Below are 12322 nucleotides of genomic sequence, written 5' to 3' on the forward strand. Positions count from 1 at the left end.
GTCCGGCCCCGGGAAAAAGGTGGGTGTGACAAGATTTTCCGGCGTCTCCCTTGGGTGTTGCGCAGGCGAAACCGTAATTGGGTGTGGCACGGCCGGCCTTGTCCGGCCGTGCATCCCGGCCCACCTGCGCACGGCGGGACGAGGCCCGCCGTGCCACACAGTTCTAAGCCCTTGCCGGATGCCAGAAAATCTTGGCACACCCGAGAAGGGTCCGGAGACGCATTTGCGGTTGACAGTCGTTTTTTTCAAAGGTAGGTTACGGTTTAGACGGCGGCGGGGCATGTCAAGGACGGTGCGATGGCGCGGGGCGTGTGGCGGATGAAGATTCGATGGGGCGCCCCACCGGCCTTTCTTGCGGCGATCGGTTTGCTCTTTGTAACCGTGGGTGCGTGTTCGATGGTTTGCGCCGGCGAGGCGCCGGCCGGTGCGGACGACCTTCATCAGAAGGAACTGGAGCGTCTGCGGGATTTTCTGGCCGGTCCGAACCGGACGTTCGCCACCCGCCGCGACGCCGCCGCCGGCCTTCTCGAAAAAGATTCCAACGACGCGCGCGCGATCCTGGTGGAGGTGCTGGCGGCGCCGTCGGAGGCGGCCCGCGCGGTGCTGGAAGAGATTGCGGCGCGCGATTCGGCGTCCGAGGCGTTCATCGATCCGGTGTTTCAACTCCTTCGGAGCGAGGATGAGGCCGTTCGCCGCGCCGCCGCGCTGGCCTTCGGCACCTACCAGGGCAACGAGAAAGTGCTGGCGGGCCTGAAGGACTTGGCGACGGACGCCAAGGCGCCTGTGCCCGTCCGCCTGTCGGCCGTCGAGGCGCTCTCGCAGATCGTGGACCCGCGGTCCGTGGCGGCGCTGGTGGAGGCGACGTCGGCAGCGCCGGGAGACGTGGCGACGTCGGCGGCGCGGGCGCTGGTGGACATGACGGGCCTGGCGGAACTCGGCACGTCGTCCGAACAATGGGCCGCCTGGTGGAAACGCCATAAGGACGAACCGGAAGCAAGTTTCCTCCGGGGTCTCTTGCGTCGGTTCCGGGCGGAACTGAGGCGGCGCGACGCGGCGCTTACGGGGACGGAAGATCGGCTCTCGCGGCTCCTGAACGAGATCTATGAAGTCGCCGACGCGAAGCAAAAAGGCAGCCTGATCCAATCGCACCTGGAGGACGGCCTGCCGCAGGTCCGCCTGGTGGCGGGGCGGCAGGCGACGGCCCTGGCGCGCGAGGTGGCGGGCGCGAACAACGGCGGTCGGCAGGCGTACCAGCCGCTCATCCAATTGCTGCTGAAACATGCGGCAGACGAGGTGCCGGCCGTGCGGGCCGCCTGTGTGGACGCGCTGGCGGCGTGGCAGGAAACGGCGGCGGGCCCGGTGCTGCTGGCGCGCCTGGAGACGGAGAAGTCGCCGGAGGTCCGGGCCGCCCTGGCGGCCGCCTTGGGCGCCTTGAAGACGGGTGAGGCCATCCCGAGGTTAACCATGATGCTGGAGTCGTCGTCGCCGGCGGAGGTGGTGAAGTCGGCCGGCGCGCTCGGGGCGCTGGGCGACCGCAGCACGTTGGGAGCGGCGGCGGTGGATGCGGCGCTGGAGCCGCTTGGCCGGCTGGCGCGATCGTCGCCGGACGCGGGGGTGCGCGAGGCGGCCTGCCGGGCGCTGGCGAAGATCGCCCATCCCTCGGCCGAGCAGGTCCTCGTCGAGGCGCTCGGAGACCAGGCGGCCGGGGTCCGGTTCAGCGCGGCCCAGGGGCTCGGGAACCTGGGCAAGGTGGGCCCCGGGACGGTCGAGGCGCTCGGCGCGCATCTTCGGGACGATAACAAGGGTGTGCGGCAAGCGGTGGCGGCGGCGCTGGCGAAACTGGGCGGTCCCGATGCCGCCCGCAAAATGGTGGACCGCCTGAAACCGGGCGCGGAGGCCGAGCCGGCCGTCCGCAGCGCGCTGTGGACGGCGATCCAGGTGCTGGCCCAGCAGGGCGACCTTCCGGATTTCGCCCAGGAGTTGGGCGACCGCTTTTTTGCCCTCGAGGGGACCGAAACGATGCAGCGGGCCGCGGCCCTTTACGAGATCGCCCAGGGGAAGTACCCGGCGGCCGCCGCGGGCAGCCAGAAGTTGCGGGCACTGCTGGAGAGACTGGTTGACGCCTACGTCGCCGCCGGAATGTTGGAAAAGGCGGCGCCGGTGCTTCGGCAACTCTTGGCCGATACGCCTTCGGAAAACCGCGAAAGGCGGCAGGAACTCCAACAGCAGTTAGGACTGATCCTCCTGGAGAAGGGGCCCTACGGCGAGGCGGGCCAGGTCCTGGCGCGGACGACCGAGGCGCTCGAGCCGGCGGACCGCGGGCCGCTCGTCAAGGCTGTCCTCGCGCGCGCCGAGGTCCTTGTGCGCACCGACAAGCCGGAGCAGGCGCTTGAACTCATCGACGCCTTCAAGGCCGCACGCTCTGACTGGCCGGCGGCCGAACAGGCGCAGGCATTCGACCAATTGCAGGGCGAGGCCGTCAAGGCAGCCGTCGCGCGGGCCATCGCCAACCTCAGTGGATCCGATGAGCAGGTGCAGACGGCCATGGCAGCGCTGAAGAAGATCGGCCGGCCGGCGGCGGGCGGGCTCCTGGAGGCGCTCGAAAGCGCCGCTCGCGAAGGCCGTGCCGCCGTCGAGAGGAGAATCCTGGCGGCCCTGGAAGCAGTCACGGGGCGGACGGACCATGGCTACGATCCGGCCGCACCCCTGGAGAACCGCTTGAAGGCGATCGCCAAGTGGCGCAAGACTCTTGCGGCGTCTTCGGCCAAGAGAGATTTTTCTGAGGCGGGCGCCCGACCTCCCGAAACGCGAACCCCTTCAGGTAAAACGCCATGAGCAAACGATACATCTCCGCAGGAGCCTACTCCGCCGAAGCAGCCGCTTCGGCTGCGAAGGCCGGATGCTACGCAGGCGTCGACCTCGGCGGGACGAATCTGAAGTTGGGTCTGGTCTCCGCCGAGGGCGAACTGCTGCTTCGCCATTCCGCTGCCACCGAAGCCGACCGCGGGCCCGACCACGTCCTGGCGCGCATCGCGGGCGCCGTCCGCGCGCTGTGCGAGGCGGCGCCTATCGACCTCGCGGACGTCTCGGCCGTCGGGGTCGGGGCGCCGGGGCCGTTGGATTCGAGGGCCGGCGTGGTGGTCTTCGCGCCGAATCTGCCCGGTTGGCGAGACGTTCCCGTGAGCGATCGACTTCACCAGAACCTTGGCCGGCCGGTGATCCTGGAGAACGACGCGAACGTGGCCGCCTACGGCGAGTTTCGATGCGGGGCCGGACGCGACGTCCGGAATCTGGCTCTCCTGACGCTCGGCACAGGGATAGGCGGCGGCATCATTCTGGACGGGCGCCTGTTTCGCGGTTCGACCGACACGGGGGCCGAACTGGGGCACATGGTCATCCGGCACGGGGGTCGGCGGTGCGGCTGCGGGAACCGGGGATGCCTCGAAGCGTACGCGTCGGCGACGGCCGTCGTCGCCCGCATGGGCGAACGCATCGAGGCCGGCGACCCGTCCGCCCTGGCCGAGCAGCCCGACTTCACCTGCCGCGATGTCTTCGAGGCGGCGGAGGGGGGCGACGCCCTCGCGAAGCGCATCGTGGAGGAGACGGCCGACTATCTCGCTTCGGGCATCACGAGCATCCTGCACGTCCTCAATCCGGAGATGGTGGTGTTGACGGGCGGCATGATGGGGGCGGGAGACGAGTTTTTGAGCGGGATTCGCCGCCGGGTGCGCGAGACGGCTTTCGAGCGGGCGTCGAGCGGGTGCGAAATCTGCTGGAGCACGCTGGGCGGCGACGCAGGGATCCTCGGCGCGGCGCTCGCGGCTGAAGCGTTCGACCGCACGGGGCGTCCCGCCTGAACCGTCGGTCGTCTTTCCCTTTCGAGCGGTCCGCTTTGCGCCTTGCCTGAAAACTCGCCGCGATTTAGAATGCGTGGCGAGAAGATTTCCGCCGGCAGAGCGCACGTCCGGCGGCGCGAGGTCGGGGCATGAGAATCCGTTGCCCGAAATGCGGCGCCGAGTGGGAAGGCAAGGACCGCATCGGCGTGCGGGACGAGTGTCCGGAGTGCGCGGCCTACCTGCACACGTGCACCAACTGCGTGAACTACGACGCGGCACTGAACGATTGCCGCATCCCCACGACCGACGCGGTCCACGACCGCCGCGGCCAGAACTTCTGCGACGAGTTCGCCTTCGGCCCGCCCTCCGCCGAGAAGCCCTCCGGCAAGCCCGCGGAGAAGCCCGCGGAGAAGCCCGCGGAGAAGCCCGCGGAGAAACGCCTCTCGGCCGAAGAGGCCCGCAAGCGGTTCGACGACCTGTTTGGGGATGGTGGCACGTGATGCGCGAGTCCTCTGGCCGCCTCGGCTGTGGGCCTTTTCGGCGCCGGGCGGCTTTCCTCTTGCTGATCCTTTCCGTTTCGCTTGCGGTGGCGGGCTGCACGATCTTCCCTCAGGGCGCCTATTGGCCCTCCTCGCGGGACCACGTGGTTCGCGTGTCCCCCTCGGGGCCGGCGGGAGAAATCGGCGGGGGCCGTCCGCGCGCGGATCTGGTGGCGGCGGCGGCGCGGCGATGGTCGGACAAGTCGCTGGCTGACTCGGCCCGACAAATGAACGGATGGGTCGGCCTCGCAGTGTATATGGATGTCGTGCAGGCGGTCGTCTGGCTGTACGTCGAGCGGGTGACGTACCGTGACCTGGTGGTCGCGGGGATGGAGAGCCTTCGCGCGGCGATGGAGAGCGCGGAGTTTCGCGAGCGATTTTGCGAGGCGCGCGACGAGGAGCGCCGACGGCGCTTCGCGGAGGCGCTCGAAATTCTGATCCTGAAGTCGCGCGCCGGGAATCCGTGGTTCGCGTGTCAGGCGGCCGATTGGCTCGCGGTGGCCATGGAGAAAAATCGCGCGCTGCTCGGCGTGCCGGACGGTGCGGTCGTCGCCGAGTTTCTCTTCGGCGCGATGGACAGCCTGGACCCGTACACGCGGTTTCTGACGCCCGAGATGTTGCGGGTGTACGAAGAACAGATCGAGGGGCGGTACACGGGGATAGGCGCGGCAATCGAGAAGCGTGACGGGCGCGTACTCATCACGAGTGTTTTTGAAGGCGGCCCGGCGGAGGCCGCCGGTCTGAAACCGGGCGACGAACTCCTGAGCGTGGACGGCGATCCCGTCGCGCCGCTCAGCGTAGGACAGGTGACGCGGCGGCTCCGCGGCAAGGCGGGGACGAGCGTCACGCTGAAGGTTCTGTCGGCCGGTGACGAGGGGCCGCGCGAGGTCGCGGTCGTCCGGCGCGTCCTCTCGGTGCCGGCCGTGCAGGATGTCCAGATGGTGGACGCGGAGCGGCGAGTGGGGTACCTGCGGCTGGCGGACTTTCGGGATGGGGTGGAGAAGCCGTTTCGCCGGGCCGTCCGGCAATTGGCGGACCAGGGGGCCCAGGCCCTTATTCTGGACTTGCGGGACAATCCCGGGGGGTCGCTGTTTTCGGCCATAGACGTGGCTGGAGCCCTTTTGGAGGGGGGCCGGGTGGCCCGGACGCGGGGCCGGGTTCTGGGGGCCACATGGACGTACGACGTGCCGTGGCTGGCGCGTCCGGCGTGGAAGGGTCCGCTGGCGGTTCTGGTGAACGGGCGGACGGCGAGCGCGGCAGAGATCGTCGCGTCGGCGCTGGCGAGGCACGAGCGTGCGAGGGTCGTGGGGACGACGACGTTCGGCAAGGGGGCGGTGCAGATCTATTTGCCGATCGAGTGGGGCGCGAGCGCCGTGTCGGTCACGATCGCGCGCGTGTACGACGCCGAGGACGAGTGCCTCGACGGTCGAGGCGTGGTGCCGGATGTGGAGGCGTCGGAGGCGGAGTCGGTGCCGGAGGAATTGGCGGACGATCCGGTCGTGCGTGCGGCGCTGGAGTCGGTGGCGGCGCCGGCGCGGGAGCCCTGACGACTGGTGTCGATTGATTCGCCGGCGCGCGTCGAGGTGAATTTTCTTAAGAAGGGGCGTGCTGCAGGCCGATAACGCGCCAGGAGAGCGGAGACGAAGTCGTGCCGGACGCGACGCCAAAAAAAAGCGCAGCAATTCCGAAAAAGTTGTTGACACGGTTCTCGGCGCGGTCTAGCATCAAGTCATAGGCGTTGTCGTTGAAGTGTAACGGGTCTCTCTGAAAGGAGGACTGCTGATGGCGAAGAAGAAAAAGAAAGTAGCGAAGAAGAAAAAAGCCAAGAGGAAAACCGCGAAGAAGGGAAAGAAGAAAAAGTAGGATGACTTCAGCCGGTCACCGTTGAAGTCACAGCGTTGAGAAACTTCTTGGGGAGATCCGACGTGACTGCCGGATCTCCCCGGCTTTTTGTCGCGGCGCCGGTCGCACACAAGTTTTCAAGCGGCCTCGGTGAGGGGATTGACACCCGTCGCCTCTCCTCTTATACTTCGTCCCATTAAGGGCCCGGGCCTGCCGGGCCGCATGTCCTTCCGGGGGCCGCAGAAATCCTCGGCGGGGCGGTCCCCCAAGAGGCCGCAGAAGGGTTTTGGACCAAGGGGCGGGCGCCGATGGACAAGGGATACGCGAGCGTGCTCAAGGGCAAACTGGACGCGGAGAATCTGGGGCGGCTCGAGGCGCTGCGGAACGACGCCCTTCGGGCCTTCGTCGCCGATGCCGTCGCGCTCTGCGAACCGGACTCGGTCCTCATCTGCGACGACTCGGAGGAAATGGTTGACCTGACGCGCCGCCGGGCCGGCGAGGCCGGCGAGGAAACCCCTCTGGCGATCGGCGGCCACACCGTCCACTTTGACGGCATTCTGGATCAGGGCCGCGACCGCGAGGTCACCCGGTATCTTGTGCCGGAGGGCGAATCGTTTCCGAGGGCGTTGAACCAGGTTGAGCGGGAAGCGGGGCTGGCGGAAATCCGCGGCCTCTTGAAGGGGGCGATGCGCGGGCGGACGATGATCGTCCGGTTCCTCACGCTTGGGCCTCTCGGTTCGGTCTTCAGCATCCCCTGCGTCGAATGCACGGACTCGTTCTACGTCTCGCACAGCATGAACCTCCTGTACCGGCTGGGTTACGAGGAGTTCAAGCGCCTGAGCGGGCGCGGGGAGTTTTTCAAGACGATCCATTCCTCGGGCCGGGTGGACGAGCGGAGGATCAGCGCGGACGCCGACAAGAAGCGCATCTACATCGACTACGGCACGGACACGGTTTACAGCGTCAACACGCAGTACGGCGGGAACACGATCGGGCTGAAGAAACTGGCGCTTCGGCTGACGATCCGCAAGGCCGACCGTGAGGGATGGTTGGCGGAACACATGTTCCTGATGGGGGTGCGGGGCCCCGGCGGCCGGAAAACCTATTTCGCCGGCGCCTTTCCGAGCGCCTGCGGGAAAACCTCGACCGCCATGTTGCCGGGCGAAACGGTCCTCGGCGATGACATTGCCTATTTCCGCGTCCTCGCAGGCGAGGTACGGGCCGCCAATGCCGAGGCCGGCATCTTCGGGATCATCCAGAACGTCAACCAGAAGGACGACCCCCTCATCCACGACGTCCTGACGAAGCCCGGCGAGGTGATCTTCTCGAACGTGCTCGTCAAAGACGGCCGGCCGTACTGGCTCGGCATGGGCGGGGAACTCCCGAAGGAAGGCGAGAACTTCTCCGGCGCCTGGCGCGAGGGCAAGAAGGACGACGAGGGGAAACCGATCCCGGCGGCGCACAAGAACGCCCGCTATGCGGTGCGGCTGGAGGCGCTGGCGAACTGCGACCCGGAACTGGAGTCCGTCCGGGGCGTGCCGCTCAGCGGCGTCCTGTACGGCGGGCGCGACGGGCACGCCTATGTGCCCGTTCAGCAGGGGTTCGACTGGGACCACGGCATCATCGCGTACGGGGCGGCACTGGAGACCGAGACGACCTTCGCCACCGTCGGCCAGGAAGGCGTCCCGGAGATCAACCTGATGAGCATCCAGGACTTCGTCGCGATCCCGCTCGGAAAGTACGTGCGGAACAATCTGGAGTTCGGCCGGAAGGCCAGGAAGCCGCCGTTCGTGTTCGGCGTGAACTACTTCCTGCGCGACAAGGCCGGGAAGTTCACGAACGGCGTGCGCGACAAGCACGTGTGGGTGAAGTGGATGGAACTGCGGGTCCACAGCGACGTGGATGCGATCCGCGCGCCGACGGGCTGGATTCCGAAATACGAGGACCTCGTGTCGCTCTTTCGCGAGGTGTTGGGCGTGCCGTACTCCCGGGAAGCCTACATTACGCAGTTCACGATCCGCGTTCCGGAGAACCTGGCAAAACTGGACCGCGTCGAACGGTTCCACCGGACGCAGGTGGCGGACGCGCCGCCGGTGCTCTTCGAGGTCCTGGCGGAGCAGCGCCGGCGCCTGGAGAATCTTGGCGCCGCCCAGGGCGATTACGTCTCGCCGTTCGACCTCTGAGCAGCCTTTTCACCGCAGCCCAGAGGGCCCCTTTCTTACATGGGGAGATCGCCGAGTCTTGCGGGGCGCCGCCGAAAAGAGTAACATCCGCACGCGGAATATCCGAACTGCGTTTCTGTGGGGGACCTTGCCATGACACGCCACTTTGCCCTGCTGTTGCCGGTGGTCGTATGCCTGTGTGCATCGTGCCAGGGGCCACCTATTCCGGAGGAGAAGGCCGATCCGGAGGAGAAGGCCGTCCAGGCTATCGAAGCGCTGGGCGGCCTGGTGACCAGGGACGAGGAACTCCCCGGCCGGCCGGTTGTCGAAGTTGACCTTGGCGACACCAAAGCCACGGACTCCGATCTGAAGATCCTGAAGGAACTTAAGGGCCTGCAGAAACTCGACCTCGCCAACACTTCGATCACGGACACCGGCCTGAAGGACCTGAAGGAAATTAAGGGCCTTCGGGAACTTAACCTCAGCAGCACCGAGATCACGGACGCCGGACTGAAGGATCTGAAGGAACTCAAGGGCCTGCAGGAACTCTACCTCGGCGGCACCCCGATTACGGACGCCGGACTGAAGGATCTGAAGGAACTCAAGGGCCTGCAGGAACTCCACCTCGGCGGCACCCCGATTACGGACGCCGGGCTGAAGGACCTGAAGGAACTCAAGGCCCTTCGGAAACTCGGTCTCGGCTATACCAAGATCACGGACGCCGGCCTGAAGGAACTTAAGGATCTGCAGGAACTCGACCTCGGCGGCACCCCGATTACGGACGCCGGGCTAAAGGACCTGAAAGAACTTAAGGGTCTGCGGAAACTCGATCTCATGTTCACCCCGATCACGGACGCCGGACTGAAGAACCTGAAGGAACTTAGGGGCTTATGGGTTCTCGACCTCGGCTTCACCCCGATCACGGACGCCGGCCTGAAGGACCTGAAGGAACTTACGGGTCTGCGGGAACTTGACCTCGGCTTCACCCGGATTACGGACGCGGGTCTGAAGGACCTGAAGGAACTTAAGGACTTGCAGGTGCTCAACCTCAGCCACACCCGGATCACGGACGCCGGCCTGAAGGACCTGAAGGAACTTAAGGGCCTGCAGAAACTCGACCTCAGCTACAACTATCCGATCACAGACATCGGCCTGAAGAACCTGAAGGAACTTAAGGACCTGCAGGAACTCGACCTCAGCCTCGCCCGGATCACGGATGCGGTCTTGAAGGACCTGAAGGAACTCAAGGGCCTGCAGAAACTCGACCTCAGCGGCACCAAGATTACGGACGCGGGCCTGAAGGACCTGAAGGAACTTACGGGCCTGCGGGAACTCGACCTCGGCTTCACCAAGATCACGGACGCCGGCCTGAAGGACTTGAAGGAACTCAAGGGCCTGCAGGAACTTGGCCTCGGCCACACCCAGATCGCGGATGTCGGTTTAAAGGCCCTGAAGGAACTCAAGGGCCTGAAGACGCTCGTGCTCTACGACACCCAGATCACGGACGCAGGCCTGGGGCATCTCAAGGAACTCAAGGGCCTGCAGGAACTCGACCTCGACAACACCCGGATCACGGACGCCGGGCTGGCGCACCTCAAGGAACTCAAGGGCCTGCAGCACCTCGACCTACGCGACACCCAGATCACGGACGCCGGGCTGGAGGACCTGAAGGAACTCGAGGAGTTGCGGATGCTTTTTCTCACCGGCACCCGGATTACGGACGCCGGCCTGAAGGACCTGAAGGAACTCAAGGACCTGCGGTGGCTCGATCTCGGCGACACCCAGATCACGGACGCCGGCCTGAAGGAAATCAAGGGGCTCAAGGATCTGCAGGTGCTCAACCTCGACGGGGCCCAGATCACGGACGCCGGCCTGAAGGATCTGAAGGAACTCAAGGGCCTGCAGGAACTCTACCTCAGGCGCACTAAGATCACGGACGCCGGCCTCGCGGACCTGAAGGAACTCAAGGGATTGCGGGTGCTTTGGCTCAACGACACCCCGATCACGGACGCGGGCCTGGAGGACCTGAGGCAGGCGTTTCCGAATACGGAAATTCTCGGACCTTGATGCCAGTACAGGCCGGAACGATAGCTGCTTGGGGGGCGTCCTTGGCCGCCTCGCAGATCGCCGCGCTGCCGAACCCGGCGCTCCCACGGGTGGCGGCGGATGATTCCCCGGCCCGGGCGCGCAAGCAGGATCTCTCAGGCAATCGGGTCCACCCGGATCCCCGCCAGTTGACCGTACGCCTTGAACAGGCGTCCCTGGTTGCCCAGGATGAACAACTGGTGGAAGCCCTTCACGTCGCGCGTATCGGCAACGCCGTCGAGTTCGATCTCGACCGCCGTGCGGCAGCACCCGGAGGGTGGTTGCGGAATGTTGGAGCGCACGCGGCCGGTGCCGACGGCCATCGACGCCGTGCCGGCGAACGTCATGATGGTCGCGTCCTTGCCCTCCGGCCACAGGACCTGCGGCGAACAGCCTGTGCGCGTGTGGTAACTGCGCAGCAGGTACGGCGCGCGGTACGGGTTGTCGAGCCCTTCCAGCCGCGTCGGCGACGTGCAGTGGGCGCCGATAAGCGTGTTGTTGACGGTATTGGGCGACGGGTCCTGGATGAACCCGGGCCGATTGCAGAGCAGGGTCGTCAGCAGCATGCCGAGGGCGGCGCCCTGGTCGGCCTCGCAGCCGGCCGCGATGCCCTCGTCGAGCAGCCGCGAGTACGCCAGGCACACGGGGTTCTTCCAGCCCAGGCAGTCGATGGAGACGCCCTGGCAGTTCTCGGCCTCCAGGAGGCGTCGGATGACGACGTAGTTCTTGGCGGCCCCGAGGATGTCGGCCTTCGTCGGTTCGACGATCTCCTTGGCGTTCTTGGCGTAGAAGTCGGCCATGGCGCGGACTTCGTCGGTCTCCTCGACCTTCTTGAACTCCTCCTGGAATCGCGACTTCGGAATGCCGTGGAACGTCGTGCCGAGGGTCTCGACCGTCTTGTCACCCCCGCGGCCGGCCACGAGCAGCAGGCGCGTGTGCTTCATGCGCCAGATCGTGGCAAGCATCCGCAGGGCCGTCGCCAGCCACCCGACGTCCTGGCTGGCCCCCAGGAAGGTCTTCGGCAGGTTGCGGCCGCACTGCAGGTGGCTGGTGAAGCCGCTCAGGTTGCTGTAGACGATGGTGGGGACGTCGCCGCGGTTCTGGACGATCTGGTTGACGGGTTCCCAGCGGAAGAGTTCCATGGCGCAGACGATGAGGCCGTCGGGCGGCGATGCCTTGAGCCCGTCGAGGCAGGCGCTCACCTCCTCCGGCTTGTCGATGGACGCGGCCTGGACCTCGAGTCGGACGCCCAACGTCGCGGCCGCGTCCGTCAGCGTCTTCGTGAAGAGGGCCTGCTGGGCGTTGACGTCGCAGTTGCCGCCCGGCCAACTCACGACCGGGCCCTGCGCGGGCCGCGCGAACACCACCCTCACCACCGGATTGCCGGCAGGCTTCGGCTCCTCGCCAAACAACGACGACGCAAAGGCCAACAGGTCCAGTTGCGTCGCGGCGGCGGCAGCACCCAGCGTGCCGAGAAAAAGGCGGCGGTTGACCCTCAGCGGACAACGAGACCTTGCGGGCGTTCCTTCCGCGGGCATCGGCATCCCTCCTGAACCAGACCCGGAGAGCGACGCGCACCAGGCGCTGCGTCGTCCCCTTAAGCCTCCCATTGTCGCTGCGGTAACCGCCAAGTCAACAATCCTGGCGGGGTGAGATTCAAGTTCGCGCCATAGGCGAAGTAATGCATTCCCTGCGCCTCGAGGGGAATTCCGCGTGCAACGTAGATGGCGGGCGAAGAGGTGTCAAGCGAAACGTCTCCGAGCCCTCACGGCGGGCAGCAGGACGCCGGCGGCTGCGCCAGACGCGCTTCGAGGAACCGCAGCACCGGACCGACGATCTCCAGAAGCAGCGGCGACCC

General features: G+C 66.5%; 7 protein-coding genes. 6 read left to right on the forward strand and 1 reads right to left on the reverse strand.

Going from position 1 to position 12322, the window contains the following annotated elements; genetic code table 11:
- The first annotated feature begins 297 nt into the window (after positions 1–297).
- From NTX40_08580 to NTX40_08605, 6 genes are all read left to right on the forward strand, one after another.
- Entirely contained in the window at positions 298–2835 is a 2538-nt protein-coding gene (locus tag NTX40_08580) for a HEAT repeat domain-containing protein (GenBank protein ID MCX5649133.1), read from the forward strand.
- The gene (locus NTX40_08585) at positions 2832–3857 is read left to right on the forward strand and encodes an ROK family protein (GenBank protein ID MCX5649134.1); all 1026 of its coding nucleotides are present in this window, start codon (positions 2832–2834) and stop codon (positions 3855–3857) included. Before NTX40_08580 ends, NTX40_08585 begins: the two co-directional genes overlap by 4 nt.
- Before the next feature lie 128 nt (positions 3858–3985).
- On the forward strand, positions 3986–4336 hold the full coding sequence (locus NTX40_08590; protein MCX5649135.1) for a hypothetical protein: 351 nt from the start codon (positions 3986–3988) through the stop codon (positions 4334–4336).
- A 59-nt stretch (positions 4337–4395) separates the two neighbouring features.
- Positions 4396–5922, forward strand: a complete 1527-nt coding sequence (locus NTX40_08595) for a S41 family peptidase (protein MCX5649136.1) — start codon at positions 4396–4398, stop codon at positions 5920–5922.
- A 603-nt stretch (positions 5923–6525) separates the two neighbouring features.
- The gene (locus NTX40_08600) at positions 6526–8400 is read left to right on the forward strand and encodes a phosphoenolpyruvate carboxykinase (GTP) (GenBank protein ID MCX5649137.1); all 1875 of its coding nucleotides are present in this window, start codon (positions 6526–6528) and stop codon (positions 8398–8400) included.
- 132 nt (positions 8401–8532) lie between these two features.
- Positions 8533–10446 (forward strand): leucine-rich repeat domain-containing protein, encoded by a 1914-nt coding sequence (locus tag NTX40_08605; GenBank protein MCX5649138.1) that lies wholly within the window; start codon positions 8533–8535, stop codon positions 10444–10446.
- 134 nt (positions 10447–10580) lie between these two features.
- Here NTX40_08605 and NTX40_08610 read toward each other — a convergent pair whose 3' ends face one another.
- Positions 10581–12002 carry a hypothetical protein gene (locus NTX40_08610; protein ID MCX5649139.1) on the reverse strand — a complete coding sequence of 474 codons (1422 nt, stop codon included), beginning with the start codon at positions 12000–12002 and terminating at the stop codon, positions 10581–10583.
- Between the last annotated feature and the right edge of the window lie 320 nt (positions 12003–12322).

It is taken from the genome of Planctomycetota bacterium (genome assembly GCA_026387035.1).
In the GTDB taxonomy this organism is placed as follows: Bacteria; Planctomycetota; Phycisphaerae; order FEN-1346; family FEN-1346; genus JAPLMM01.